Annotated in this window: 24 protein-coding genes; 12 read left to right on the forward strand and 12 right to left on the reverse strand. The window is 70.8% G+C overall.

All coding sequences use genetic code 11. The annotated features are described in order from the left end of the window. Window positions 1–49 precede the first annotated feature (49 nt). The 3 genes from BXA11_RS08270 to BXA11_RS08280 all read right to left on the reverse strand — a co-directional run bounded on the left by BXA11_RS08270 (window position 50) and on the right by BXA11_RS08280 (window position 3,648). Window positions 50–811, reverse strand: a complete 762-nt coding sequence (locus tag BXA11_RS08270) for an isoprenyl transferase (RefSeq protein WP_030507551.1) — start codon at window positions 809–811, stop codon at window positions 50–52. 166 nt (window positions 812–977) lie between these two features. Next, entirely contained in the window at window positions 978–2,846 is a 1,869-nt protein-coding gene (locus tag BXA11_RS08275; protein WP_373320607.1) for a phosphoenolpyruvate carboxykinase (GTP), read from the reverse strand. Window positions 2,847–3,126: 280 nt separating this feature from the next. Beyond that, window positions 3,127–3,648, reverse strand: a complete 522-nt coding sequence (locus BXA11_RS08280) for a hypothetical protein (protein ID WP_076433965.1) — start codon at window positions 3,646–3,648, stop codon at window positions 3,127–3,129. Window positions 3,649–3,723: 75 nt separating this feature from the next. On the opposite strand from BXA11_RS08280, the gene BXA11_RS08285 reads away from it, so the two are divergent. Then, complete coding sequence (locus BXA11_RS08285; protein WP_076433966.1) at window positions 3,724–5,247, forward strand: MFS transporter; 1,524 nt, start codon at window positions 3,724–3,726, stop codon at window positions 5,245–5,247. Further along, on the forward strand, window positions 5,225–5,857 hold the full coding sequence (locus BXA11_RS08290) for an acyl-CoA-like ligand-binding transcription factor (RefSeq protein WP_076433967.1): 633 nt from the start codon (window positions 5,225–5,227) through the stop codon (window positions 5,855–5,857). The genes BXA11_RS08285 and BXA11_RS08290 overlap by 23 nt, the downstream gene beginning before the upstream one ends. Here the strand turns inward: BXA11_RS08290 and BXA11_RS08295 are convergent. Then, complete coding sequence (locus BXA11_RS08295) at window positions 5,854–6,834, reverse strand: NADP-dependent oxidoreductase (protein ID WP_239105066.1); 981 nt, start codon at window positions 6,832–6,834, stop codon at window positions 5,854–5,856. The genes BXA11_RS08290 and BXA11_RS08295 overlap by 4 nt on opposite strands. An 87-nt stretch (window positions 6,835–6,921) precedes the next feature. On the opposite strand from BXA11_RS08295, the gene BXA11_RS08300 reads away from it, so the two are divergent. After that, entirely contained in the window at window positions 6,922–7,518 is a 597-nt protein-coding gene (locus BXA11_RS08300) for a TetR/AcrR family transcriptional regulator (protein WP_076433968.1), read from the forward strand. Here BXA11_RS08300 and BXA11_RS08305 read toward each other — a convergent pair. From BXA11_RS08305 to BXA11_RS08315, 3 genes are all read right to left on the reverse strand, one after another. After that, a complete protein-coding gene (locus tag BXA11_RS08305) occupies window positions 7,487–8,743 on the reverse strand; it encodes a C40 family peptidase (protein ID WP_239105065.1) in 1,257 nt (418 codons plus the stop codon). The genes BXA11_RS08300 and BXA11_RS08305 overlap by 32 nt on opposite strands. A gap of 161 nt (window positions 8,744–8,904) precedes the next feature. After that, the gene (gene greA / locus BXA11_RS08310; RefSeq protein WP_076433969.1) at window positions 8,905–9,405 is read right to left on the reverse strand and encodes a transcription elongation factor GreA; all 501 of its coding nucleotides are present in this window, start codon (window positions 9,403–9,405) and stop codon (window positions 8,905–8,907) included. A 75-nt stretch (window positions 9,406–9,480) separates the two neighbouring features. Then, window positions 9,481–9,906, reverse strand: a complete 426-nt coding sequence (locus tag BXA11_RS08315) for a DUF4307 domain-containing protein (protein WP_076433970.1) — start codon at window positions 9,904–9,906, stop codon at window positions 9,481–9,483. A gap of 151 nt (window positions 9,907–10,057) precedes the next feature. Between BXA11_RS08315 and mca the strand changes: the two genes are divergently transcribed. From mca to BXA11_RS08325, 3 genes are read left to right on the forward strand one after another with little or no spacing between them, the layout of a single operon-like run. Further along, complete coding sequence (gene mca / locus BXA11_RS08320; RefSeq protein WP_030507561.1) at window positions 10,058–10,939, forward strand: mycothiol conjugate amidase Mca; 882 nt, start codon at window positions 10,058–10,060, stop codon at window positions 10,937–10,939. 9 nt (window positions 10,940–10,948) lie between these two features. Beyond that, window positions 10,949–11,116 (forward strand): hypothetical protein, encoded by a 168-nt coding sequence (locus BXA11_RS43630; RefSeq protein ID WP_167769252.1) that lies wholly within the window; start codon window positions 10,949–10,951, stop codon window positions 11,114–11,116. Beyond that, entirely contained in the window at window positions 11,113–11,430 is a 318-nt protein-coding gene (locus tag BXA11_RS08325) for a GNAT family N-acetyltransferase (protein ID WP_076433971.1), read from the forward strand. Before BXA11_RS43630 ends, BXA11_RS08325 begins: the two co-directional genes overlap by 4 nt. Before the next feature lie 11 nt (window positions 11,431–11,441). Here the strand turns inward: BXA11_RS08325 and BXA11_RS08330 are convergent, their stop codons facing one another. Both BXA11_RS08330 and BXA11_RS08335 read right to left on the reverse strand, forming a co-directional pair. Continuing rightward, complete coding sequence (locus tag BXA11_RS08330) at window positions 11,442–12,605, reverse strand: hypothetical protein (protein WP_030507564.1); 1,164 nt, start codon at window positions 12,603–12,605, stop codon at window positions 11,442–11,444. An 11-nt stretch (window positions 12,606–12,616) separates the two neighbouring features. After that, a complete protein-coding gene (locus BXA11_RS08335) occupies window positions 12,617–13,636 on the reverse strand; it encodes a helix-turn-helix domain-containing protein (RefSeq protein ID WP_076433972.1) in 1,020 nt (339 codons plus the stop codon). A gap of 106 nt (window positions 13,637–13,742) precedes the next feature. On the opposite strand from BXA11_RS08335, the gene BXA11_RS08340 reads away from it, so the two are divergent. Further along, window positions 13,743–14,771: a saccharopine dehydrogenase family protein gene (locus tag BXA11_RS08340; protein ID WP_076433973.1), complete on the forward strand. Its 1,029-nt coding sequence runs from the start codon at window positions 13,743–13,745 to the stop codon at window positions 14,769–14,771. A 64-nt stretch (window positions 14,772–14,835) separates the two neighbouring features. Next, a complete protein-coding gene (locus tag BXA11_RS08345) occupies window positions 14,836–16,833 on the forward strand; it encodes a thioredoxin domain-containing protein (protein WP_076433974.1) in 1,998 nt (665 codons plus the stop codon). 49 nt (window positions 16,834–16,882) lie between these two features. Here BXA11_RS08345 and BXA11_RS08350 read toward each other — a convergent pair whose 3' ends face one another. Further along, window positions 16,883–17,779 (reverse strand): LysR family transcriptional regulator, encoded by an 897-nt coding sequence (locus BXA11_RS08350; protein ID WP_076433975.1) that lies wholly within the window; start codon window positions 17,777–17,779, stop codon window positions 16,883–16,885. Window positions 17,780–17,923: 144 nt separating this feature from the next. On the opposite strand from BXA11_RS08350, the gene BXA11_RS08355 reads away from it, so the two are divergent. Beyond that, complete coding sequence (locus BXA11_RS08355; protein ID WP_083744073.1) at window positions 17,924–19,228, forward strand: FAD-binding oxidoreductase; 1,305 nt, start codon at window positions 17,924–17,926, stop codon at window positions 19,226–19,228. 66 nt (window positions 19,229–19,294) lie between these two features. Here the strand turns inward: BXA11_RS08355 and BXA11_RS08360 are convergent, their stop codons facing one another. Both BXA11_RS08360 and BXA11_RS08365 read right to left on the reverse strand, forming a co-directional pair. Then, window positions 19,295–21,622: a transglycosylase domain-containing protein gene (locus tag BXA11_RS08360; RefSeq protein ID WP_239105064.1), complete on the reverse strand. Its 2,328-nt coding sequence runs from the start codon at window positions 21,620–21,622 to the stop codon at window positions 19,295–19,297. 306 nt (window positions 21,623–21,928) lie between these two features. Beyond that, window positions 21,929–22,396: an Lrp/AsnC family transcriptional regulator gene (locus tag BXA11_RS08365; protein ID WP_030507571.1), complete on the reverse strand. Its 468-nt coding sequence runs from the start codon at window positions 22,394–22,396 to the stop codon at window positions 21,929–21,931. Between the two features lie 96 nt (window positions 22,397–22,492). Between BXA11_RS08365 and hppD the strand changes: the two genes are divergently transcribed. From hppD to BXA11_RS08380, 3 genes are all read left to right on the forward strand, one after another. Next, window positions 22,493–23,596, forward strand: coding sequence for a 4-hydroxyphenylpyruvate dioxygenase (gene hppD / locus BXA11_RS08370; protein ID WP_076433978.1), 1,104 nt, complete (start codon window positions 22,493–22,495; stop codon window positions 23,594–23,596). A gap of 68 nt (window positions 23,597–23,664) precedes the next feature. Then, window positions 23,665–24,171, forward strand: a complete 507-nt coding sequence (locus BXA11_RS08375; RefSeq protein WP_076433979.1) for an RDD family protein — start codon at window positions 23,665–23,667, stop codon at window positions 24,169–24,171. A 101-nt stretch (window positions 24,172–24,272) separates the two neighbouring features. After that, on the forward strand, window positions 24,273–25,778 hold the full coding sequence (locus BXA11_RS08380) for a M1 family metallopeptidase (protein ID WP_083744058.1): 1,506 nt from the start codon (window positions 24,273–24,275) through the stop codon (window positions 25,776–25,778). Window positions 25,779–25,798 lie beyond the last annotated feature (20 nt).

The raw sequence follows: 25,798 nt of genomic DNA on the forward strand, positions 1-25,798 counted from the left end.
CCAGCCCAATAGGTTTACGCTGGTAAAAAGACGCTGGTCACGTACCGTCTCAGGAGCCGTACCGACGGTGCCGTGCGGCGTACGAGCGGAGCGCCCGCAGGAAGTCGACTCTGCGGAAGTCGGGCCAGTAGGCCTCGCAGAAGTAGAACTCGGAGTGGGCGCTCTGCCAGAGCAGGAATCCGGAGAGCCGCTGCTCTCCCGAGGTCCGGATGACGAGATCCGGGTCGGGCAGGCCGCGCGTGTAGAGATGCTTCGCGATGTGCTCGACGTCGAGGACCTCGACGAGGTCCTCGATACTTGCGCCCTTGCTGGCATGCTCCTGGAGGAGGGAGCGCACCGCATCAGCGATCTCACGCCTTCCTCCATACCCAACGGCAACGTTCACAATCAGGCCTGGACGATGCGATGTGGTTTCTTTTGCGTGTTTGAGGACACGAGCCGTGTGATCGGGCAGAAGGTCGAGCGAGCCCATGGGGTTGAGGTGCCATCCCTGGTCCACGAGATCCTGGACGAGGTTCTCGATCACCTGGAGCAGCGGATCGAGCTCGGCCCTGTCCCTGGCGAGGTTGTCGGTGGAAAGCAGCCACAGCGTCACGTACTCGACCCCGGCCTCGCGGCACCACACCAGCAGCTCGGAGATCTTGTCGGCGCCCTTCTGGTGGCCCCGGCTGACGTCCCGCAGGCCCATGGCCCGCGCCCATCTGCGGTTGCCGTCCACGATGACGCCGACGTGGCGGGGAATCTGGTCGGAGGACAGCTTCCGTTCGAGCCTGCGCTCGTACAGCTTGTACACGAGATCGCGCACGCTCATGCAACCCTCTTCCTCGCGACGGTGGGGCTCGATCACCAATTATCGCGGGCGAACCGGCATGCCCCGCCCTCCTCGCGCTTTCCTGAACACGGCCCGGATAACCCGCCAGGGGCGGCCGCCGGCGCGGCGCGCCCCCGCCGGGGAACGACGCGACAAGCCGCCGGACTCAGCCGAGCCGCTGGACCAGGGCACGGTACTCGTCCCACAGCTCCTCCGGCATGTGATCGCCGAAGGTCTCGAAGTGGGGCGGGATCAGCGCGGCCTCCTCGCGCCACACCTCGGGGTCGACGCCGAGCAGGAGCTCCATGTCCTCGGGCGCGATGTCGAGGCCCTCGGTGTCGAGTGAGGCCGGCACGTTGCCGATGGGCGTGGGCACGGCGCCGGCCACGCCGTTCAGCCGGTCGACGATCCACTTGAGCACCCGGCTGTTCTCGCCGAAGCCCGGCCACAGGAAGCGGCCGTTCGCGTCCTTGCGGAACCAGTTCACGTAGTAGATCCTCGGCAGCTTCTCCGGGTCGGTCATCGTGCCGACCTCGAGCCAGTGCGCGAAGTAGTCGCCCATGTTGTAGCCGCAGAACGGCAGCATCGCGAACGGGTCGCGGCGCAGCTCGCCGACCTTGCCCTCGGCCGCCGCGGTCTTCTCCGAGGCCACGTTGGCGCCCAGGAACACGCCGTGCTGCCAGCTCAGCGACTCGGTCACCAGCGGCACCGCGGTCGCCCTGCGGCCGCCGAACAGGATGGCCGAGATCGGCACCCCGGCGGGGTCCTGCCACTCGGGGGCGATCGTCGGGCACTGCTCGGCCGGAGTGGTGAACCGGGCGTTCGGGTGGGCCGCGGGCTCGCCGGACCCGGGCGTCCAGTCACGGCCCTTCCAGTCGGTGAGGTGCGCGGGCGGCTCGTCGGTGAGGCCCTCCCACCAGACGTCCCCGTCGTCGGTCAGCGCGACGTTCGTGAAGATGCTGTTGCCCCACAGCGTCTCGATCGCGTTGGCGTTCGTCGACTGCCCGGTCCCGGGCGCGACGCCGAAGAAGCCGGCCTCCGGGTTGATCGCGTACAGCCGGCCGTCGGGGCCGAAGCGCATCCAGGCGATGTCGTCGCCGATCGTCTCGACCTTCCAGCCCGGGATCGTGGGCCGGAGCATGGCGAGGTTCGTCTTGCCGCACGCCGACGGGAAGGCCGCGGCGACGTACCGCGCCTCGCCCTGCGGCGGCGTGAGCTTGAGGATCAGCATGTGCTCGGCCAGCCAGCCCTCGTCGCGGGCCATCACGCTGGCGATCCGCAGCGCGTAGCACTTCTTGCCCAGCAGCGCGTTGCCGCCGTAGCCCGAGCCGTACGACCAGATCTCGCGGGTCTCCGGGAAGTGGCTGATGTACTTGGTCGTGCTGCACGGCCACGGCACGTCGGCCTGGCCGGGCCTCAGCGGCGCGCCCACCGAGTGGACCGCCTTCACGAAGTCGCCGTGCTCATGGTCGCGCCTGCCGTGGCCCTCGTTGGCTCGTGCCTCGCTCCCTCGGGCCTTTCGCGCCGCTGCGCGCTCCTCGATCAGGCGCAGCGCCTCATCCCCCATGCGGGTCATGATCCGCATCGACACCACGACGTACGGCGAGTCGGTGATCTCGACGCCGAGCTGCGAGATGTTCCCGCCCAGGGGACCCATGCAGAACGGCACGACGTACATCGTCCGGCCCCGCATGCAGCCCTTGAACAGCGTGCCGAACGTGCGGCGCATCTCGTCGGGCGCGATCCAGTTGTTGGTCGGCCCGGCGTCCTCCTCACGCTCGGAGCAAATGAACGTGCGGTCCTCCACGCGGGCGACGTCACTGGGGTCCGAGGTCGCGTAGAAGCTGTTGGGACGCTTGACCAGTCGCGTGAAGGTGCCCTGTTCGACCAGAAGGTTGGTCAGGCGCGTCCATTCGGCCTCGGAGCCGTCGCACCATTCGATCCGGTCGGGCTGGGTCAGCTCCGCGATCTGGGTCACCCAGGCCGCCAGATCGCTGTGAGTGGTGGGCGTCGGTACCTCTACTGAAATGGACACGGGGGCGGCTCCTTAATCTCTCAGGGCCAGAGCATCATCCGCGACGAATGGCTTCCGAATCCAATTGGAGTGGACCACGGCGTTTCCACTCCGTTAAATCGGCGCCATTCTCGACTTCACGGCCTCGGATGCCATCGGCGCAGGCAGCGGCCGTGATGTTGTGGGACCTTACCCACTCTGGCCCTGTTGAAAAAACGTCCTTCTCCCCCTTACCCTCCTCACCGTCCCTACACATTGGTATAGGCCAATTCGAATGGTCCAGACCTCTCGGGGAATTGGTTCAGTCCAATCCGCCGGGTCCTTCCGCCCTGATCCGGTCCACGTGCTGGAGGGCATCGCGCAGGTCAGCGAGCCAACTGTCGGTGTGCTTGCCGACGAGCCTGACGCACCAGGCCAGCGCGTCGCTGCGGCTGCGCGCGACACCCGCGGCGACCAGGGTGTCGAGGACCTGCCGTTCCGGCTGGCGCAGCCGGGTCATGACGGGGACGGAAAGAGTGGTGAACATCACTGTCGCGTCACCCACGACGACGCCCCAGGAGACCTTGCGGCGGAAGCGGTGCTCGGCCTCCCTGGCGATGTCGATCCTGCGCTCGCGCGTCTCCTCGCGGAACCGCTCGACGTACCCCTCCATGGCCGCCGCGCGCTCCAGGTCGGGGAGCCCTTCGGCCACCGACAGCGGCGGAAGCGTGCCCAGCACGGCGATCTCCTCGCGGTCCACCACGACCTTGGGGGGCCCGGCGAACCAGGTGTCCGGCAACCGGCCGGCGAACCAGGCGCTCAACTGTTCTTCTTCTGAATGCATGTAATCAACATTACATCCCTGCTGTCCGGAAGCCGAGATTGACAGTAGCTATTTTTTGAGAGTTACTTTCAAATTATGGCTTCTCTCACTTCTCGCTGGTGGGCGCTCGGCGCCCTCGTCCTGAGCGCCCTCGTCATCGGCATGGACGCGACCGTGCTCAACGTGGCGCTGCCGACGCTCGCGGCCGACCTGCACGCCTCGACGGGTGACCTGCAGTGGATCGTCGACGCCTACCTGATTCCGTTCGCCGCGCTCATGCTCCCGGCGGGTGCGCTCGGCGACCGCTTCGGCCGCAGGCGTCTGCTGCTGGCCGGGCTCGCGGCCTTCGGGATCGCATCGGTGTTCGCGACGTACGCGGGCGGCACCGGCGCCCTGATCGCGGCCCGCGCGCTGATGGGCGCCGGCGGCGCGGTGATCATGCCGCTGTCGACCTCGATCCTGCCGGTGGTCTTCCCTCCGGCCGAGCGCGGGCGCGCGATCGCCGTGTGGACGGCCGCCATGGCGCTCGGCCTGCCCCTCGGCCCCGTCGTGGGCGGCTACCTGCTCGACCACTTCTGGTGGGGCTCGGTCTTCCTCGTGAACATCCCGATGATCGTCGTCGCGGCGGTGGCGGTGGCGGCGTTCATCCCCGAGTCGCGCGACCCCACCGCGCCGCGGACCGACGTGCCCGGCGCGCTGCTGTCGGTGACGGGCCTGGCCGCGCTGGTGTACGGCGTCATCGAGGCCCCGGCGCGCGGCTGGAGCGACCCTCGCGTGCTGGGCGCTCTCGGCGCCGGGGCGGTGCTGCTGGCGGTGTTCGTCCGCGTCGAGGCCCGCACCCGGCAACCGATGACGGACCTCGGCCTGTTCCGCAGCCGGGTCTTCGTGTGGGGCGCGGCGGGCGCGACGTTCGTGAGCCTCGGTATGTCGGGCGTCCTGTTCGTCGTCCCCCAGCATTTGCAGGCCGTGCTCGGGCACGACGCTCTCGGCACCGGCGTTCGGGTGATCCCCATGGTGGCCGGGCTGATGGCCGGCGGCCTGGCCGGAGAGCGGCTCACCGCCCGGCTCGGGCTGCGCGTGGTGATGCCGGCGGGCCTGGTCGTGCTCGCCGCCGGGTTCTTCCTGGGCTCCGGGACCACGGTGTCGGGCGGGGCGTCCTCGGCGTACGGCTTCGTCGCGGCCTGGCTGGCCGTCCTCGGCGCGGGCGTCGGCCTCGCCATGGTCCCCGCGATGGACGGCGTGCTCGCGACGCTGCCCGAGGAGCGGTCGGGCTCCGGTTCGGCGACCCTGCAGACAGTGCGTCAGGTCGGCGGCGCCCTGGGCGTCGCCGGTCTCGGCAGTATGCTCTCGGCGGCGTACGCCTCGGATCTGCCGGACGGTGCTCCGGAGGCGGCGTCCGACTCGATCACGGCCGCGGCGGTCCTGGCCGCGCGTGCGGGGGACGCCGCGCTGCTGAGCGCCGCCAGGGAGGCCTTCGTGCACGGCATGGACCTGGTCCTGTTGGTGTGCGGGGCCACGTCGGTGCTGGCCGCCGTCCTGGTGGCCGTCTTCCTACCGGGGAGTACGGCCAGGCGCGGAAAGACGGCAGAATCGGGGCATGAGCTCACCCCAGCGCGCTGACCGGACCTCGTCCCCCTCCGACCGCGCTGTCACGAGCCTGCGCGAGCGCAAGAAGGCCAAGACCCGCAGGACCATCCAGGAGCAGGCCCTGCGGCTGTTCGCCGAGCAGGGGTACGACGCGACGACGGTCGAGCAGATCGCGGAGGCGGCGGAGGTCTCCCCCAGCACGTTCTTCCGCTACTTCCCCACGAAGGAGGACGTGGTCACCCAGGACGACTACGACCCGATCCTGATGGAGATGCTCAAGGCACAGCCGGCCGGCCGGCCTCCGCTGACCGCCCTGCGCGCCGCGTTCCGCACCGCGTTCGAGTCGATGGGGGCCGAGGAACTCGACAAGGTGCTCGCCAGGACCAAGCTCGCCATCTCCGTGCCCGCCCTGCGCGCCCGCACGGTGGAAGGGATGTTCGCCACGATCGACATGCTCGCGGGCGCGGTGGCCGAGCGGGAGGGCCGCGACCCGCACAGCCCCGCCGTACGGACGCTCGTCGGCGCGGTCATGGGAGTCATGCTCCCGGCGCTGTTCACCTGGGTGGAACAGGACGGCAGGACACCGCTGCCCGTGCTGCTCGACGAGGCCCTCGGCTACCTGGAGGCCGGGCTGCCGATCTAGTCCGTCTGGTCCGGCACGACCCGTAGAACGATCTTGCCCTGGATGTGCCCGTGTTCGGCCCTTTCATGGGCCCTCGCGGCCTCGGCGAGCGGGAAGACGGAGTCCAGCCCGACGCGCAGCCGGCCCTCCTCCAGCAGGCGTCCCAGCTCGGCCATCTGCTTTCCGTCCGAGTGGACCTGGCCGGACCGGAAGGTGACGCCCAGCTCGGCCGCGCGCTCCCGGTGGTACTCGCCGGGGAAGACCGGGCTGATCACGCCGCCGGGCCGCAGCACCGGCAGGAACCGATGGGCGTCCGGCCCGCCCACGCTGTCGATGAGCACGTCCACGTCGCGCACCTCGTCCTCCGCACGGGTGGTCGTGTAGTCGACGAACTCGTCCACTCCCAGCTCCCGCAGGAACGTCTCGTGCCGTCCCGAGGCGACCCCGATGACGTACGCGCCCCGCGACTTGGCGAGCTGCACCGCGAAGTGGCCGACCCCGCCAGCGGCGCCGTTGACCAGCACCCTGCGGCCCTCGTCGAGCTTGATGTGGTCGAAGACGAACTGGTAGGCGGTGAGCCCCGCCATCGGCACGGCGGCCGCCTCGACGTGGCTGAGCGAGGCGGGCTTGCGGGCCAGGTGGGACGCGGGTGAGGTGGTGTACTCGGCGTAGCCCCTGCCCCCGTGCTCCACGGCGGGAAAACGCACGAGCCCGAAGACCTCGTCGCCCTCCTGCCACTCGCCGACGCCGTGGCCGACGGCCACGACCACGCCGGAGACGTCCGAGCCCGGCGTGTACGGCAGCGCGAACGTGGGCCGCATCTCCTCGGGGATGTTCGAGTAGCCCCTGCGGACGTACCAGTCGGGCGGGTTCATCCCGGCCGCGTGGACCTGGACGAGCACGTCCCCGGGACCCGGCTCGGGGCGGGGAACCTCCTCCACCGCCAGAACTTCCGGCTCCCCGGTCCTGTGCATGCGGACGGCCTTCATCGTGGGCATCGGTCCTCCTGTGCGACTACGATTCGGAGCGGTGCTCCAGATAATAAGCGGAGCACTGCTCCGTATGTCAAGTGCAAGGATCGACGCATGACGGGCCGACAGCAGCGCGCGGACGCGCAGCGCAACTACGAGCGCATCCTGGAGGTCGCCAGGACCGTGGTGGAGGAGCAGGGAACCCAGGCGTCGCTGCGGGACATCGCCCGGCGCGCCGAAGTCGGCATGGGCACGCTCTACCGGCACTTCCCCACGAGAGAGGCCCTGCTGGAGGCGCTGCTCCGGCAGCGGTTCGACACCCTGGCGGCGCGCGCGGAACAGTTGGAGGGCGCGGGCGACTCCCACGAAGCGCTACGGCGGTGGCTGCAGGAGTTCCTCCGCGGCGCGAGCGCCTACCGCGGCCTGACCGCGTCGATGATGACGACGATCGGCGACGAGGGCTCCGCCCTCCACGCGTCGTGCTCCGCCATGCGGGAGGCCGCGGGACGCCTGGTCAAACGGGCCCAGGACGACGGCCGCATCCGGCCCGACGTCGACGGGATGGACGTGTTCGCGCTGATCAGCGCCGTCGGCTGGATCGCGGAACAGGGCCCGGTCGTCGCCGAGCGGCGCGATCACCTGTTCTCGCTCGTGCTGGACGGCCTGGCCGCCGGCCCGGTCAGCGGACGCGCGCGGAGAGCTGCGGACTGACCCGGACGACCCCGGCGAGGTTCTTGGTGTAGACGTTCGCGATCTTCACGACGTCGCCCGTGTGCGGGGCGTGCAGCATCTTCCCGTTGCCCCAGTAGATGGCGACGTGCGAGATGTAGCCGGGGTTGGTCGGGTCGTTGCGCCAGAACAGCAGGTCGCCCGGCTGCGCCTGCGACAGCGGCACCTGCGGCCCGGTGACCCACTGCTGGTACGTCACGCGCGGCATGCGCACGCCCGCCTGCGCGTACGCCCACTGCACGAGCCCGGAGCAGTCGAAACTGTCGGGCCCTTCGGCGCCCCACACGTACGGCCGGCCGAGCTTGCTGACGGCCGCGGTGAGCGCGACCTTGAGCTGCTCCGCGGACATGAACGCGGTCTGCGGCCACACCGTGCGCCCCTTCGGCGTCACCACCACGGGGTTGATGGTGGCGACCTGACTGCCCTTGGGCAGGATCTTCAGCAGCCTGGTGCGGAGCTTGCGGGAGTCGACCTTCGGCGCGCTCACGACCAGGGCGTTGCCGTCCGGGATGCCGAGCGCCGCCGCCGTCCCCTTCGAGACGATCGCCGCGATCGAGCCCATGCCCACCGTGGCGTACGCGCCGATGCGCAGGCGCCGGGCGCCGCTGTGGACCTGCGAGCCCAGTTGCACGCCGCCGTCGTTGCCGAGTTCGAAGGAGACCGCCATGTCGCCGGCCGCGATGTTGCGCCACAGCTCGTCGGAGGAGGCCGTCACCTTCGGGGTGTACGACCGGAAGGTGGACGGGTCGACGCCCATCGTCGGCACCCGCTTGCCGTCCACGGTCACGTCGGCCGCGCCGGTCACCTCGGCGGCGGTCACACCCTTCTCCTTGCGCACCTTCTCCACCACCTCGGGGGGAAGGGGCCGGTTGGCCACCACGAACAGGTGCGGGCGGATCAGCCGCTCCAGCGGAGCCACCGGCTGCCGTGACACCGTCTGGGCGGCCGGGACCTGGCGTCCCGGCGTCGGGGCCGGCACCTCGCGGGCCTGCCGGGTCGCCGCCACATAACCGTTGCCCGTACGCCGCCCGGACAGGGCCGTGACCGCGCCCGAGTCCGCGGACTGCGTCCGGAGCTCGCCGAGCACGAGCACGTCGATCGTCAGCACGGCGACGAGCGCCACGGCGATGAGGGGAACCGTCTTGCGCAGGCGCCCCGGGCGGGGCAGCCGCGGACGATAGGCGAGATCCTGACGGGCCTCGGACACGGCTCTCGCGAGCTTCCTGCCTAAACGGGCGGACGGACGCGCTCGGCGTTCGAGCACGATCTCACCCCTCCCGCGGCGAATGGTCCGGTCCAGGACGAGACTGCCGCACGGCCGGGAATACCGCAAACGATTCCGGAATTCCCGGCCGGGGTGAAAAAGGGTCAGTTGCCGATGTACGGCACGGCTTCGAGGATCTCGACCGTGTTCTGCCTGCCGTTGGGCAGCGTGTACGTGGCCTTTTCCCCGATCTTCTTGCCGTTGATCGCGGACCCGAGGGGGGAGTTCGGCGAGTAGACGTCGATGGGCGCGCCGCTCTCCTCGCGGGAGGCCAGCAGGAAGGTGACCTCGTCGTCGTCGCCGGCGAAGCGGACCGTCACGGTCATGCCGGGACCCACGATGCCCTCGGCGCGGGGAGCCTCACCGACCCTGGCGTTGTCCAGGATCTGCCGGAGGTGGAAGATGCGGGCCTCCATCTTGCCCTGCTCGTCCTTGGCGGCGTGGTAGCCACCGTTCTCCCTGAGGTCACCCTCTTCCCGGGCGGCTTCGATCTTCTTGGCGATGTCCGTGCGACCCGGGCCCGAAAGGTACTCGTACTCCTCCTTGAGGCGGTCGTACGCCTCTTGCGTCAGCCAGGTGACGTTGTCGTTCTGGGAGACGGCCACGGGCTCTCCTTGTTTCCGTAAGTGACTCGAAAGGCTGTCAAGTTAACGCCTTCGAACGCTTCCCCAAAGATTCCACTATACGAGATCGCAGTAGTCGACATGTACTGCTGTGGCCTGCGAACTCGTCCTCACGCGTTCGGTGAACTCGAGGTCCGACCGCCCCTTGGGAATGTCGACCTCACGGCTGCCGACCTCCAGGTGCTTGGTGTCGAGCGCCTGGATGCGGCACATCGCCGCCCGGTCGGCGGGCTTGTGGACGGTGAAGGTGATGACGGCGGAGTCCGCGGCGCTCGCGTCGAAGGTGATCACGTCCGCGCTCACCGAGGGGTTGCCGTTCGCGCGGAGCATGACGTAGCCCCAGCCGCCCGCTATCACCGCCACGATCAACGCGATCACGATGTACGGCACCAGCCGGGCGGGCCGCGCCGGGCGGGGCGCGAAGTCGTCCGGTGTGCCGAGCACCGGGCGCGTCCCCTGGCCGCCGGCCTCATCGGTGGGCATCGCGGAATCTCCCTGAGGATTGTCGGTGTTGTGCGAGACGATCGTCCGCACAAGTCGACCGTGTCGGCGACGCGGGCCATACCGGGTCCGAAAAGCACGGTCTCTTAGAAGCTAACCTCTTTTCGTAGCCATAGAACACCTGAGGAGAGACGTGAGTGCACCGTTGAGGCTGATGGCCGTGCACGCGCACCCAGACGACGAGTCGAGCAAGGGCGCCGCCACGATGGCCCGCTACGTCGCGGAGGGCGCGGAGGTGCTCGTCGTCACATGTACGGGTGGTGAACGCGGCTCGATCCTCAACCCGAAGATGGACCGGCCGGACATCCTGGAGAACATGGGCGAGGTGCGCCGCCAGGAGATGGAGAAGGCGCGCCAGATCCTCGGCGTCCAGCAGCGTTTCCTCGGCTTCGTCGACTCCGGGCTGCCGGAGGACGAGAACGAGCCCCTGCCCGAGGGGTGCTTCGCGCTGCAGTCGCTCGAGGCGGCGTCGGCGCCGCTCGTCGCAGCCGTCCGGGAGTTCCGGCCGCACGTGATCCTCACGTACGACGACAACGGCGGCTACCCGCACCCGGACCACATCATGACCAACCGGGTGTCGGTGGAGGCGTTCGAGGCGGCGGGCGACCCCGACCGCTACCCGGGCACGGGTGAGCCGTGGCAGCCGCTGAAGCTCTACTACCACATGGGCTTCACGCGGGAGCGGTTCGAGGCGCTGCACAACACCATGACCGAGCGCGGCATGGGCTCGCCGTACGCCGACTGGATCGCGCGGTGGGAGGACCGGCCGCAGAAGTGGGAGGTCACCACCAGGGTTCCGTGCGCGGAGTACTTCGAGATCCGCGATCTCGCCCTGCTCGCGCACGCCACCCAAGTGGACCCCGACGGGTTCTGGTTCGTCTGCCCGCGCGAGCTGCAGGAGGAGATCTGGCCGACCGAGGACTACCATCTCGCGCGGTCGCTCGTGGACACCACGCTGCCGGAGGACGACCTGTTCGCGGGGATCGCCGCCGGGGTCACCCCTGCCTGCTCGTAAGCTGAAGGCGTGGATGCAACCAGCTACGGACCGGGTCTCCTCGGCTTCGTCGTCGTCGCCGCGATCGGTCTTGCCCTGTTCTTCCTGCTGAAGAACATGAACAAGCAGATGAGGAAGATCCAGGTGCCGGACGACCACCACGAGGACGAGCGGCGCGGGAACGGGCCCGAGGCGTGAGCGCGGACGCCAGGGTCGTCGACAACCCCTCCGCGTCGCGCTACGAGATCATCGTCGACGGCGTGGTCGCGGGGTTCGCGCAGTATCGGCTGCGGGACGGCTCGATGGTCTTCCCGCACACCGAGGTGCGCGACGAGTTCGAGGGCCGCGGGCTGGGCAGCAGGCTGATCGGCGGAGCCCTGGACGGAGCCCGGGCGGCCGGCCTGCGGGTCGTGCCGCTCTGCTCGTTCGTGGCCTGGTACATCCAGCGGCATCCGGAATACCGCGATCTGGTGGACGACGACTACCGGGACCTGGTCGACACGCCGGGCTGAGCCGGGCGGGCTCAGTCCGGTAGGGCGGGGCCCGAGGACCAGGCGCGCTCCAGCGCCTTGGGCAGGCCCCACCAGCCCAGCGGGGTCAGCACCTCGGCCCGGTCCACGATGCCGAGGTGCGCCCACAGCGGCGTCACCGCCGTGAACAGCATCTCCGTCGCCTCCAGGTCCTCCGGCTCGTCCGGGTCGACGTCGACGTCCTCGGAGTCGGCGATGAACCGGGCGATCCGCTCGGGCGAGGCGAGCACCCCCGGGCCGTACCGGACCAGGGCGATCACCGACGCGAGCCAGTCGGCGTGGTGGATGGCGCACAACGAGGCCAGTATCGAGTCCTCGTGGCTGAGCTCGCCCTCCATGTCGAAGAACCGGGCGGCGTCCTCCTCGTCCGGGAGGTCGGAGATCGGCGCGGCGATCCCGGCGGCGACGGTGAGCCACAGATCCTCGTCGCGTTCGGGCAGATCGCCGTTCTCCAGGCCGGCGCAGGCGCGCAACACGTTGCCCGGATAGCCGGGGCGGGTCAGCGTCACGCGCAGCCGCCGGGCGGCCGAGCGGAGATCGGACTCGGGGAAGGGCGGCTCCGGCAGGTCGTCGAGCACCCGCCGCAGCTCGCTCAGCGCGAACGCCTCCTCCTCGTCCCAGGCGGCGTACAGCTCCTGGTCCTGCTCGTCGTTGACCACGACGTTGGGGACCCGGCCGTCCGGCAGCGGGGTGCCGAGCCAGCGTTCCTGGAGCTCCTCGTAGGCGTGCCGCGCGTCGGGATCCCCGGCGGCGAGCGCGTCCGCGTCGATCTCCCCGGCCGCCAGCCGCTCCTCCAGGAACTCGACCAGCCGCTCGTACATCTCCGTGGCGATCGGGCCGCGCTCGCTCTCCTCGGGCCACAGGAAGTAGCTGCGGGTGAGCATGATCGGCTCGGTCCCGCTCGACTCCAGCCAGCGCTGCACGTCGCCGACCGTCGCCACGCCGGACTCGATGCTCATCAGAACGGCTTTGGCCGACTCCCAGAACCTGACCGACAGCGGGTTGCCCGCCGCGAGCAGCTGTCGCCGCAGGTCGGGAAGGGCGACCAGGGCATGTCCGGACGGCACGGCCAGCAGCACCCGGGCGACGTCGCGCCGCGTCATGGCGGCCGCCGGGCGTCCCGAGTGCCTGATAGCGAAGTCCAGATCCAAGCCCACGTCCTGTGAGCCTACGCCGGGACGGGCCGGAACACATCCCCGCGGTCCCCCACGAGTTCCCCCGGAGGTGGTGGTCCGCCGGAACCGGGGCGCGTCCGGGAGCGGAAGGTGCGGCGGTAGGCGTCCGGCGGCACGCCGACCGTGCGGTTGAAGTGCCGGCGCAGTGTCGTGGCGGTGCCCATGCCGGTGGCCGCCGCGATGGTCTCGATGCCGTCGTCGGTGGTCTCCAGCAGCTCCTGGGCGTGGCGGATCCGCTGGGTCAGCAGCCACTGCAGCGGGGTGGTCCCGGTTACCGACCTGAAGTGCCGGCTCAGATTGCGCGCACTCATCCGCGCCCGGCGGGCCAGGTCCTCCACGGTCAGCGGATGGTCCAGCCGTTCCATCACCCACGGGAACAGTTCGGCGAGCGGGTGGTTGCCGGGCGCGGGCACCGGGGTGGTGACGAACTGGGACTGGCCGCCGTCCCGGTGCGGCGGCACGACCAGGCGGCGGGCGACCGTGTTGGCGACCGAGGAGCCGTGGTCGAGGCGGACGAGGTGCAGGCACAGGTCCATGGCCGCCGCCTTGCCCGCGGAGGTGAGCACGCTGCCGTTGTCCACGTACAGGACATCCGGGTCCACGTCCACCCGCGGGTAACGGGCGGCCAGCTCCCAGGTGTGCGCCCAGTGCGTGGTCGCGCGCCTCCCGTCCAGCAGGCCGGCGGCCGCCAGGACGAACGCGCCCGTGCAGAGGGAGGCCACGCGTGCGCCCGCCTCATGGGCCGCGCGCACCGCGTCGACCAGGTCGGCGGGGGGATCGACGTCGACGTCGGCCCACCCCGGGACGATCACGGTGTCGGCGCGCGAGAGCCGGTCGAGGCCGTGGTCGGGGTCCAGCCGGAACCGCCCGGCCCGCACGGCGCCGGGCCCGCAGACAACGACGCTGTACCAGGGGTCGGCCACGTGGGTCAGGTCGGCCCCGAAGACCTCGTACGCCAACGCCAGCTCGAAGTGCAGCATCCCGTCGGTGACGGCCAGCGCGACAGTGCTCATGTCCGGAATTGTATGGGTGATGGCGTTCCAGACACTCGTACGGGGCGCCCGTCCTCGTCAGGATGTCCACGACGGATCGCGGTGGATCATTCGAGGAGGAGAACCGATGGAATCGGGTCTCACGGTGGCGGTTTTCGGCGCGTACGGGCATACCGGGCGCTTCGTGGTGGCACAGCTGCGGGATCGCGGGTTCGTCCCGGTGCTGTCCGGGCGCGACGCCGCCAAGCTGGAGAAGGCGGCGTCCGAGTCCGGGTTGGAGGCCCGCCCGGCGTCGGTCGGCGACCCGGCCTCGCTCGATCGCGCACTGGCCGGCGCGGCGGCCGTGATCAACTGTGCCGGGCCCTTCGCCGCGACGGCCGCTCCCGTGATCGAGGCGGCGCTGCGCGCCGGGATCCCCTATGTGGACGTGGCGGCGGAGATCGAGGCCAACGCCGACACGTTCACGGACTTCGCGGAGCGAGCCCGCGCCGCCGGAGCCGTGATCGTCCCCGCGATGGCCTTCTACGGCGGTCTCGGCGACCTGCTGGCCACCGCCGCGATGGGCGACTGGACGGCGGCCGACGAGGCGCACGTCGCGTACGGGCTGAGCGGCTGGCACCCGACCGCAGGGACACGCGCCGCGGGCGTGGTCTCCGGGGAGCGGCGGGGCGGCCGGCGCGTCCGTTACGCGAACGGCCGTCTGGAGTATCGCGACGACAAGGCGCCGACCCTGGAGTGGCCCTTCCCCGACCCGATGGGGCCGCGGGCCGTCATCGGAGAGTTCACGATGGCCGACGTCGTCACCATTCCCAGCCATTTGTCCATCCCCGATGTGCGGACCTACATGACGGTCGAGGCCGCCAGGGAATTGTCGGACCCGGACACTCCGGCGCCGGCCCCGGTCGACGAGCAGGGGCGGTCCGCGCAGACCTTCCTCGTCGACGTCGTCGTGCGCTCCGGCGGCGCGCGACGCCGCGCCGTGGCACGCGGCCGGGACATCTACGCCATCACCGCGCCGCTCGCGGTGGAGGCCGTCGACCGCATACTCACCGGGCAAACCAGGACCGTCGGCGTCGCCTCCGCCGGGGAGATCTTCGACGCCCTCGGCTTCCTCCACGCGCTGGCCCCGCATCTCACCCTGGAACTGCGCCGGTAACGGAGGGACCACCACGTCATCCTCACTCGGGTTGTCCTTTTCCGACGTGTGAGAGGCTGACCCTATGAACCGGCTGGGCGGCGAGACCTCTCCCTACCTCCTGCAACACGCGGACAATCCCGTGGACTGGTTCCCCTGGGGAGAGGACGCCTTCGAGGAGGCGCGCCGGCGCGACGTCCCTTTGCTGATCAGCGTGGGCTACTCGGCGTGTCACTGGTGCCATGTCATGGCCCACGAGTCGTTCGAGGACGAGGCCACCGCGCGGCTGATGAACGAGTTGTTCGTCAACGTCAAGGTGGACCGCGAGGAGCGGCCCGATGTGGACGCGGTCTACATGGGCGCGGTGCAGGCGATGACCGGGCAGGGCGGCTGGCCGATGACGGTCTTCGCCACACCCGACGGGCATCCGTTCTACGCCGGCACCTACTTTCCCCGGCCGCACTTCCAGCGGCTGCTGCACGCCGTCTCGCAGGCCTGGGGACAGGACCGGGAGGGCGTCCTGACCCAGGGGGAGAAGGTGGTGGAGGCGCTCGCTGACCGGACCGGGGTGCCCTCGGGCCCGCTGCCCACCGCCGAGACCCTCGACCTCGCCGTACGGAACCTCGCGGAGAGCTTCGACGAGCGGCGGGGCGGATTCGGCGGTGCGCCCAAGTTTCCGCCGTCCATGGTTCTGGAGTTCCTGCTGCGGCACGGCACCGGGGAGGCCGTGGCCATGGCCGAGACGACCATGGAGGCGATGGCCAGGGGCGGCATGTACGACCAGCTCGGCGGGGGCTTCGCCCGTTACTCGGTCGACGCCGGCTGGGTCGTGCCGCACTTCGAGAAGATGCTCTACGACAACGCGCTGCTGCTGCGGGTCTACGCGCACTGGTGGCGGGCGACCGGCTCGGTCCTGGCCAAGCGGGTGGCCCTGGAGACCGCCGAATGGCTGCTGCGGGAGATGCGCACGCCCGAGGGCGCGTTCGCCTCGGCCCTCGACGCCGACAGCGAGGGGCCGGACGGCGCCCATGGCGAGGGCCTGTTCTACGTCTGGACCCCCGAGCAGCTCCGCGAGGTCCTCGGGGAGGACGACGCCGCCTGGGCGGCCTCGGTGTTCGAGGTGACCGGCACGTTCGAGCACGGCACGTCGGTGCTCCAGCTTCTCGCCGACCCCGACGACCCGGCCCGGTTCGACCGGGTCCGTACGGCCCTGCGCGCCGCCCGGGAGCGGCGGCCACGCCCCGGCCGGGACGACAAGGTCGTCGCCTCCTGGAACGGGCTCGCGATCGCCGCCCTGGCCGAGACGGGCGCGCTCTTCGACCGGCCGGATCTCGTCGAGGCCGCTCGCGAGGCGGCCGTGCTGCTCGACGACCTGCACACGGTGAGCCGCGACCCGGCCCGGTTGCTGCGGACCTCCCGCGACGGCCGGGCGGGGGCCAACGCCGGCATGCTGGAGGACTACGCCAACGCCGCCGAGGGCTTCCTCGTCCTCTACGGCGTCACCGGCGAGAGCCGGTGGTTCCACCGCGCGGAAGACCTGCTGGAGACCGTGCTGACGCGGTTCCCCGACGGGTCAGGGGGGTTCTACGACGCCCCCGACGACGGCGAGCGGCTGTTCCAGCGGCCCCAGGACCCCACCGACAACGCGACACCCTCGGGCCAGTTCGCGGCGGCGGGAGCGCTGCTGTCGTACGCCGCGCTCACCGGTTCCGCCCGGCACCGAGAAGCGGCCGAGGCGGCGCTGGGCACGGTGTCCGCGCTGGCGGAGCGATACGCCCGGTTCGCCGGGTGGGGCCTCGCGGTGGCGGAGGCGGCGCTGCGTGGCCCCGCCGAGGTGGCGATCGTCGGCCCGGCCGACGACGCCCGCACCCGCGCGCTGCACAGGGCCGCCCTCATGTCCGGCACGCCGGGGCTGGTGGTCGCGCTGGGCACGGGACAGCTCGGCGCCGTGCCGGTGGACGTGCCGCTGCTCGAAGGGCGGGGCATGGTGGACGGTTCGCCTGCGGCCTACGTGTGCCGGCGGTTCACCTGCCGGGCGCCGGTCACCACACCCGCCGAGCTGCGCGCCGAACTGGCCCGATAGCAGCGGCACAGTAGAAGCGGCACGGGAGAAGCGGGAGGACGGGACGCTCTCAGGCATGGCCGCCGACCAGATCGCCGGCCGCCCTGACGAAGGCGCGGACGCGTGCGGTGGAGTTGTCACCCCTCCACAGCAGCCCCCATCGCAACGGCGGGGCGTCGCTGAACGGGATGTAGGCGACGTCGGGCCTGACGTAGTAGCGCCGAGCCTGCGCGCCGACCGGAAAGACGCCATGACCCGCGCCGATGAGGGTGAGCATCTCGTTGAACGTGGCGGCGGAGGGGCCGGGTTCGATCACCCGTCCGGAGGGCGTGGTGCGCGGGGTGCGGTCCTCACGCAGTGAATCCGGGAGCGTGCCGGGCAGCTGGAGCAGGGGAACCCGGGCCAGATCCTCCAGGGAGACCGACTTCCGGCGGGCGAACGGATGCCCGGACGGCACCGCGAGCATCCGCGCCTCCGACACCAGGACCGGCCCGGTGGCGATGCCGGGCTCCTCGATGGGGAAGGTGCCCAGGGCGACGTCGACCTCGCCGACGCGCAGCCAGGGCATGAGATCGACCATCTGCGCCTCCCGGAGCTGGATGTCGCAACCGGACTCGTGCCGTCGCATGAGGTCGGCCGCCCCGACGAGCAGTTGCCCTGCCGCGGCGCCGACGAAGGCGACCCGCAGGGTGCCGGTGACGCCGCGGCCCGCGGCGACTGCGTACTCGAACGCGGAAGTGATCTGGCGCCAGGCGGGTCGCACCTCCTCGTGCAGCCTGCGTCCCAACGGGGTCAGCTCCACCCGGCGGCTGGTGCGGTCGAACAGCGGGACGCCGATGCGGCGTTCGAGCTTGGCGATCGTCTGGCTGATCCGGGCGGTGGACACCCGCAGGCGTTCGGCGGTGCGGCCGAAGTGCAGCTCCTCGGCCAGGGTGAGGAACGCCTCCAGCTCGTGCCGCTCCAGCATGACGCCCCCATCGTTAACCCAGGCTTCACGATCATTGCACAGGACCGCGTTGATCGGCTTCCCGCTCCCGTCGAAAGTGGAACACGTCCAGAAACCCCTCTGGCCTGCGACCCGTCTGCCTGCCACCACGGAAAGAAAATGATCGTGAACGCACTGAAGGCCCTGCACTCGGCCGTCCGCGGCCGGGTCTGGCTGCCCGGCGACTCCGGCTTCGACGCCTCCCGCCGTCCGTGGAACCTGGCCGTCGAACAACCGGTGGCGGCCGTGGTCGAGGCCGCCGACGCCGACGACGTCGCCGCGCTGGTCCGGCACGCCCGCGCCGCCGGCCTGGCCGTCGCCACGCAGCCGAACGGGCACGGCGCGACCGGCCGCACCGACGGCGCCGTCCTGCTGCGCACCCGGCCGCTGGACTTCGTGGAGATCGACCCGGCCGCCCGGCGCGCCCGCGTCGGAGCCGGCGTGTCCTCCGGCCGTCTGCAGGCCGCCGCCGCGGCGTACGGCCTGACCGGCCTGCCGGGCAGCTCTCCGGTCGTCAGCGTCACCGGCGTCGCCCTCGGCGGCGGGCTCAGCTGGTTCGGCCGCAGACACGGCTGGGTCGCCGACAGCGTGACCGCCTTCGACGTCGTCGACGCCGAAGGACGGCAGCGGCGCGTCACCGGCGACACCGACCCCGACCTGTTCTGGGCTCTGCGCGGCGGAGGCGGCGACTTCGCGATCGTCACCGCCCTGGAACTGTCCCTCCATCCCGCCCCACGGCTCTACGGAGGGCGGGTGCTGTGGCCGGCCGAGCACGCGCCGGACGTGGCCGACGCCTACCGGCGGATCACCGCCGCCGCGCCGGACGAGCTGACCGTCTGGCTGGACCTGCTGCATTTCCCCGGCTCCGCGCCCCTGGTGGCCGTGGACGCCGCGCACCTCGGTCAGGCGGCCGAGGCTCGCGATCTCCTGGCTCCCCTGGACCGCCTTCCCCCGCCGCTGTCGGACACCCGGCGGATCATGCCGGTCTCCGAGCTCGGGTCCATCACCGCCGAGCCCACCGACCCCGGGGCCGGCTCCTCCCGCGGCGAACTGCTGACCGCGCTGGACGACACGACGGCCAAGACGTTGCTCGCCGACCCCATCGCCCCGCTGATGAGCGTGCAGATCCGCCATCTGGGCGGTGCGTTCGCCGGCCCGTCCGACAGCCCGCACGGACCGCTGGCCGAGCCGTACGCGCTTTATCTGTTCGGCGTCCCCGCCGACCCGGCGACGGCCGGGGAGATCACGGCCAAGCAGCGCGCACTCGCCGACGCCCTCCCGATCAGCGGGCGTAAGCCCTTCACCTTCCTCAGCCCCGGAGAGAGCGTGGCCGACGCGTTCACCCCCGCGGTGGTGGACCGCCTCCGTGACCTCAAGCGCCGCCACGATCCCCATGACGTCTTCCGCGGCAACTTCCCCGTCCTCGCCTGAACGGCCAGAGCCTGAAGGGTCAGAGCCTGAAGGGTCAGCGGCGCTCGCCGGCGGAGTGGGCGGCCGTCAGCGGCCGGGAACCTGGGCGATCGGGAGCTGCGGCCCGGGGAGCTGCGCGACCGGGCCGGTCTGACCACTCTGGCCGTTCTGGCCGTTCTGGCCGTTCTGGCCGGTCCGCCGGGCGCCCGGGTCGGTCTGGCCGGTCCGCCGGGTTCCTGGGTCGGTGCCACCGGGGTCGGATCTGGTGGTCCCCGTATCGGGGACGGCGCGGGTGGCGGCGTCCGCGGCATCCGTATCGCGAGTGCGGCCGGCGCCGGTCGGGCCGTTCGCGCCGCGGATGCCGTTCGCGCCGCCTCTCGGGGCGTCCTCGCCGTCCTGGCCGGTCACGCCCTGCTGCTCCTCGTCCGGCCCTGCCGGCATACCGGGCGCACCGGGCGCGCCGGGCACACCGGGCGCGTCGGGATCGGACGCCATCGCCCCGTCACCCGGCCCGTACGGCATGGGCGACCCGTCCGGCCCCGACGGATAGGCCGTGGGAGCCCCGCTCTGCTGGGGCATGGCCATGCCGTAGGTGTCCCAGTAGTAGGGGTTCCACGTGACCGGGTCGGGGAACTCCCGGACCGGCTTGCCCTCCATGGCGGTGCTCATGAAGGTCTTCCAGATCTCGGCGGGCAGCGTGCCGCCGTACAGCTCGCCGTAACCGGGGACGCTCACCGGCTTGTTGTCGTCGCGGAACATGTCGACCGCGACGGCCAGCTGCGGGACGTAGCCGGAGAACCACACGGCCGCCGACTCGTCGGTGGTGCCGGTCTTGCCCGCGACCGGGCGGTCCCACAGCCGCGCGCCCGTGCCGGTGCCGCCGCGCACCACCTGCTCCAGCGCGTACGTCGTGTCGGCGGCGGTGTTCTCGCTGAAGGCCCGGACGCCGGGCGGGGCGAACTTCCGGGTGAGACCGGTGGTGTCGGTGACCGCCCGGATCACGTGCGGCTCATGGTGGATGCCTCCGGCGGCGAAGGTGGCGAAGCCGGAGGCCTGCTGCACGGCGCTCACCGACGCCACCCCGAGGGGCAACGTGGCGGCGCTCCGGTGCGGGGCGAGCTGCGCGGCGGGAATCCCGGCGGCCTGGGCCGCGGCGACGACCTTGTCGAGGCCGATGCGCTGCCCGAGGTCCACGAAGGCGGTGTTGACCGAGAACTGCGTCGCCTGGAGCAGTGTGATCGCCTGCCCGTACGACTTGCTCCCGGAGTTGGGGATGTCGGCGGTGCCGATGCGGATGGGAGAGTTGCCGTAGACCAGCGCGTCGAGCCCGTATCCGGCTTCGAGCGCGGCGGCCAGTGTGTAGGGCTTGAAGGTCGAGCCCGCCTGGACCTTGGCGGAGAAGGCGTTGTCGTACTGGTTGGTCTCGTAACGACCGCCGTAGAAGGCGACGACCTCGCCGGTCGCGGGATCGACGGCCGCGAGGCCGGTGCGGACCTTCTTGGGGGTGTTGTCCGGCAGGACCGACTTGACCGCCTGCTGGGCCTGCGCCATGAGCTTCTTGTCGAACGTCGTGGTGACCTTCAGGCCGCCGTGGTTGATGTCCTCATCCGTGTAGCCGAGCCGGTTCAGCTCCGCGCGCACCTGCGCCAGCATGTAGCCGTTCTGGCCGCCGAGGGACAACGGCGCCCGCTGCTTGGCGAGGGTGGGGAACACCTGCGCGCCGGCCTCTTCACGGGTGATCGCGCCGATCTCGCGCATGCCCTGGATCACCGACGTCCATCTGGCCTTCACCGCGTCGAGCGCGGCCCCGGCCGGGTTGGCGAATCGGGTCGGCTGCTGGATCACGGCGGCGAGGTAGGCGCCCTCGGCCGCCGTCAGGTTCTGCACGTCCTTGTCGAAGTAGGCCCGGGCGGCGGCCTGGATGCCGTAAGCCCCACGGCCGAAGTAGATGGTGTTGAGGTAGCGCTCCAGCACCCAGTCTTTCGTCTTGGAACGATCCACCTTGAGCGCGATCATGATCTCCTTGAGCTTGCGCCCGATGGAGCGTTCCTGGCCGAGGCCGCTGTAGTAGTTGCGGACCATCTGCTGAGTGATCGTGGAGCCGCCCTGGAGCTGCCGGCCGGTGACCGTGGACCACACGGCGCGGGCCGTTCCGGACAGGGAGACGCCCTGGTCCTGATAGAACGTCCGGTTCTCCGCCGCGATGACCGCGCTTCTGACGACCTGGGGGACCTGCGCGAGCGGCACGGTCTTGCGGTTGACGCCCTCGGTGGCGAGGACCGTCTTGCCGTCCCGGTAATAGATCACCGAACCCTGGGCCGTCGCCAGCTCCTGAGTGCTGTCCGGGATGGGGGTCAGCGCCCACACCACGGCCAGGAACACGCCAAGCGCGACGATCCCGGTGGCGAGGCTCACGAGGAGGACACGCGGCAGCCGTCTTCGCCGGCGAGGCTTCGGCGCGCCGCCGTCCCCGCCGCCTCCTTTCCCGTTCGGGCCGCCGAGTGACGCCCGCGGTTCCGCGGCGCCCTCCCCGATCGGGCCCTCTTCGGCGCTGTCCACGCTGTGACCCCCGATAAGTCCGATACCCCCGCTACGCCCATTTGTGCCCGCTGAGCTGGGCGGATGGAACCACGGTAAACGATGGCCATCGATGGTCCGGCACTTCCCGCCACGTCTGTGGAAAAGCCTGCCCCGGGCAGAGGAGACTGTGGAAAACGCGGGTCAACCCCCGGCCGCACGGACGAGCGGGAGGGTCCGGTACGGCACCGGCGTGTCGAGCGCGATCACCGATTCGGTCCTCACGACGCCCTGAACGTCCACGATCAGGTCGATGACGCGCTGGAGGTCGGCGTTGCTGCGGGCGACCACCCGGCAGAGCATGTCTCCCCCGCCGGTGATCGTGTGGACCTCCAGGACCTCGGGGACGAGCGCGAGCTGGTCGGCCACCGGCACGTGCCCCGCGACCTGCCTGATGTGCAACGTAACGAAGGCCGTCACGTCGAAGCCGAGCGCGGCCGGATCGATGTCCGGCCCGTAGCCGGTGATGACCCCCTTCTCGGCCATCCGGTCGAGCCGGGCCTGCACCGTCCCCCGGGCGACGTTCAGCCTGCGGGAGCACTCCAGCACGCCGATCCTGGGCTCGGCGGCCAGCAGGGCGACGAGCTGTGCGTCGAGGTGGTCAATCGTCATAACGATTTCCCCTTGTATGAGGCGAGGACTGAGCACATTGTCCACCAAATCAACTCACTGTTGCGCAAATTGGCCACGTCACCGGACAGTTGGCGTATGAACGATGTCTTTCCGGTCCACGGCATGGACGCGGTGGTCTTCGCGGTCGGCAACGCGAAGCAGGCCGCCCACTACTACTCGACCGCCTTCGGGATGCGCCTGGTGGCCTACCGAGGGCCGGAGACGGGCAGCCGCGACGAGGTGGCGTACGTCCTCGTGTCGGGCTCGGCCCGGTTCGAACTGCGCGGAGCCGTACGCGCGGGCACGCCGCTCGCGCGTCACGTGGCCGAGCACGGCGACGGCGTCATCGACCTCGCGCTGGACGTGCCGGACGTGGAGACGGCCTACCGCCACGCGCTGGAGCAGGGCGCCCGTGGCCTGGAGGAGCCGCACGTGGTCGAGGACGACCACGGCAAGGTCGTGGTCGCGGCGATCGCGGCCTACGGCGACACCCGGCACACGCTGATCGACAGGTCCAACTACACCGGGCTCTACCTGCCGGGATACGTCGCGGCCGAGCCCATCGTCGCGCCGCCCGCGGTGAAGAACGGCCGGCTCTTCCAGGCGGTCGACCACTGCGTCGGCAACGTCGAGCGCATGGAGGAGTGGGTGGAGTTCTATGAGAAGGTCATGGGCTTCACCAAGATGGCGGAATTCATCGGCGACGACATCGCCACCGAATACTCGGCGCTGATGTCCAAGGTCGTCGCGGACGGCACCCGCAAGGTCAAGTTCCCGCTGAACGAGCCCGCCGAGGGCAAGAAGAAGTCCCAGATCGAGGAGTTCCTGGAGTTCTACGGCGGCCCGGGCGTGCAGCACATCGCGCTGGCCACCAACGACATCGTCACGACGGTCGACGCCATGCGCGAGGCGGGGATCGAGTTCCTCCACACGCCCGACTCCTACTACGACGACCCGGAGCTGCGTTCCCGCATCGGCGAGGTCCGCGTGCCGGTCGAGGAGCTGAAGAGGCGCCGCATCCTCGTGGACCGCGACGAGGACGGCTACCTTCTGCAGATCTTCACCAAGCCCGTGGTGGACCGTCCGACCGTCTTCTTCGAGCTCATCGAGCGGCACGGGTCCCTCGGCTTCGGCAAGGGCAACTTCAAGGCGCTCTTCGAGGCCATCGAGCGCGAGCAGGAACGCCGCGGCACCCTCTGACACCCCGCTGACGCACCCTTTGCGCGTGCCCGGCTTTGCCCGAAGGGCGGCGGGGTGACCATTCAGCCATGGGAACACCGCCGCCTCCGGGAAGCCCGTACGAGGAACCGAGGATTCCCTGGACGCCCCCGCCCTTCGGGCAGACGGCGCCGCGGCTCGCCGGCCGCTGGCGCCGCCTGTTCGCCGGGATCGTCGACGCCGTGCTCGTCGGGCTCGTCACCTCACCGCTCACCTGGGGCAACTGGAGGGTCGCGTACGACAGCGCGACGGAGGCGGTGGCGCGGATCCCGGTCGGCGACGGCCTTCTCGTCGGGGTGATCGGGTTCTTCTACTACTGGCTGCTCCAGTCCTTCTGGGGCGGCCAGACGGTGGGCAAGAGGCTGTTCGGCATGCGCGTCGTGCGGGAGACCGGAGAGCAGGCCGGCCCCGGGCCGATCGCAGTGCGGCAGGCGGTGGAGATCGTCCTGGGCTGGCTGTGCTGCCTCGGGCTGGTGAACCTGGCGTGGATCCTGTTCGACCGCAGGAAGCAGGCCCTGCACGACAAGGCGGCCAGGACGCTCGTCGTGGACGCCTGACTCTGCCCGCCCGCGGACCCCCGGCGACCCCTGCGAGCAGGGAAAACGTCCGGGGTCACTACCGGGACCACGCCGTGGCCTCGCGTAGAGTTGCCACACATATGTCCACGCATCCTCTTCCTCCGTTCCCAGCGCCGACCACCACGCCGACGGGCGTGCGGGCCGGCAGGTCGCTCTCCGCGCTGATCTGTGTCGTGGCCGTGGGGGCCGTCACGGCCTGCGCGCCGTCCGAGGGCGCGGTCGCGCCGTCCCCGGCGGCGGCGGTCGCCCCGGCATCGCCGGGCGCGGGCGCGTCGAGGGGCACCATGGGGGCCCCGGGCATCGGCGACCCGGACTTCCCCAGCGACGGCAACGGCGGATACGACGTCCAGCACTACGACCTGCGCCTGTCGTACGACCCGGCGTCCAGGAAGCTCGCGGGCAGCGCCACGATCGAGGCGAAGGCCGTACAGGACCTGACGTCCTTCGACCTGGACCTGCACGGGCTCGCGGTGAGCCGGGTGACGGTGGACGGCGGCGCGGCCGGGTTCACCCGCAACAAGGACGAGCTCGTGATCGAGCCGGGCAGGCGGATCTCGAACGGCGACCGGTTCGCGGTCGCGGTCGACTACTCGGGCGTGCCGGAACCGATGCGCGACTCCGCCAACCTCGGCAAGTACGGCTTCATCTCCACCCCGGACGGGGCGTTCGTCACGTGCGAGCCGAACGGTGCGAAGACCTGGTTCCCGTCGAACGACCACCCCTCGGACAAGGCGACCTACGACTTCCAGATCACCGTCCCCGAGGGGCTGACCGCGATCGCCAACGGCGAGATGACGGGGACGCCGCAGACCAAGGCGGGCAAGACGACCTTCGTCTGGCGGGAGAAGCACCCGATGGCGAGCTATCTCGCCACGATGACGACCGGGAAGTTCCAGGTCCGCACCGGCACGAGCGACAAGGGCCTGCCGATCTACGCGGCCGTCGCCGACTCCTTCCACGGCTCGCTCGACCAGCTCTTCACGGAGACGGGGAAGATCACCGACTACTGGTCGACCGTGTTCGGGCCCTACCCCTTCTCCTCCACCGGCGGCGTGATCGACGACTACGCGGCGGGGTACGCGCTGGAGAACCAGACCAAGCCCATCTACGGCGGCTTCTCGCCCGAGCCCACGATCATCGCGCACGAGCTCGCGCATCAGTGGTTCGGCGACAGCCTGAGCATCGGGCGCTGGCGGGATCTGTGGCTCAACGAGGGCTTCGCGACGTACGCCGAGTGGCTGTGGGCGGAGCACGCCGGCCAGTACACGGCCGATTCCGCCTTCCGGCGCTACTACGCGAACGCGGCCGACCCGATGTGGAACTACCCCCCGGGCACGGCCCGCGCCAGCGACCTGTTCGGCTCCGCCGTCTACAACCGCGGCGCGATGACGCTGCACGCCCTGCGCCGGGAGATCGGGGACGACAAGTTCTTCCCGCTGATCAGGGAGTGGACGAACGCCCACAGGTACGGCACCGTCACGACGCAGGAGTTCATCGCGCTGGCCGAGCGCGTCTCGGGCAAGAACCTCAAGGAGCTGTTCGACGCCTGGCTGTTCCAGCCGAGGCGGCCCGCCCCGATCACGTGACCGGCGCGGGCCCGGGCGGG

Origin of the sequence: Microbispora rosea, assembly GCF_900156315.1 — a bacterium.
Classification (GTDB): Bacteria; Actinomycetota; Actinomycetes; order Streptosporangiales; family Streptosporangiaceae; genus Microbispora; species Microbispora rosea.

What these genes read in the sequence shown, in the direction of transcription:
- BXA11_RS08270 (WP_030507551.1), bottom strand. Translation starts at nt 811, where the DNA reads ATGAGCGTGCGCGATCTCGTGTACAAGCTGTACGAGCGCAGGCTCGAA.
- BXA11_RS08280 (WP_076433965.1), bottom strand. Translation starts at nt 3,648, where the DNA reads ATGCATTCAGAAGAAGAACAGTTGAGCGCCTGGTTCGCCGGCCGGTTG.
- BXA11_RS08285 (WP_076433966.1), top strand. Translation starts at nt 3,724, where the DNA reads ATGGCTTCTCTCACTTCTCGCTGGTGGGCGCTCGGCGCCCTCGTCCTG.
- BXA11_RS08290 (WP_076433967.1), top strand. Translation starts at nt 5,225, where the DNA reads ATGAGCTCACCCCAGCGCGCTGACCGGACCTCGTCCCCCTCCGACCGC.
- BXA11_RS08295 (WP_239105066.1), bottom strand. Translation starts at nt 6,834, where the DNA reads ATGCCCACGATGAAGGCCGTCCGCATGCACAGGACCGGGGAGCCGGAA.
- BXA11_RS08300 (WP_076433968.1), top strand. Translation starts at nt 6,922, where the DNA reads ATGACGGGCCGACAGCAGCGCGCGGACGCGCAGCGCAACTACGAGCGC.
- BXA11_RS08315 (WP_076433970.1), bottom strand. Translation starts at nt 9,906, where the DNA reads ATGCCCACCGATGAGGCCGGCGGCCAGGGGACGCGCCCGGTGCTCGGC.
- BXA11_RS08335 (WP_076433972.1), bottom strand. Translation starts at nt 13,636, where the DNA reads ATGAGCACTGTCGCGCTGGCCGTCACCGACGGGATGCTGCACTTCGAG.
- BXA11_RS08340 (WP_076433973.1), top strand. Translation starts at nt 13,743, where the DNA reads ATGGAATCGGGTCTCACGGTGGCGGTTTTCGGCGCGTACGGGCATACC.
- BXA11_RS08345 (WP_076433974.1), top strand. Translation starts at nt 14,836, where the DNA reads ATGAACCGGCTGGGCGGCGAGACCTCTCCCTACCTCCTGCAACACGCG.
- BXA11_RS08350 (WP_076433975.1), bottom strand. Translation starts at nt 17,779, where the DNA reads ATGCTGGAGCGGCACGAGCTGGAGGCGTTCCTCACCCTGGCCGAGGAG.
- BXA11_RS08365 (WP_030507571.1), bottom strand. Translation starts at nt 22,396, where the DNA reads ATGACGATTGACCACCTCGACGCACAGCTCGTCGCCCTGCTGGCCGCC.
- hppD (WP_076433978.1), top strand. Translation starts at nt 22,493, where the DNA reads ATGAACGATGTCTTTCCGGTCCACGGCATGGACGCGGTGGTCTTCGCG.
- BXA11_RS08375 (WP_076433979.1), top strand. Translation starts at nt 23,665, where the DNA reads ATGGGAACACCGCCGCCTCCGGGAAGCCCGTACGAGGAACCGAGGATT.
- BXA11_RS08380 (WP_083744058.1), top strand. Translation starts at nt 24,273, where the DNA reads ATGTCCACGCATCCTCTTCCTCCGTTCCCAGCGCCGACCACCACGCCG.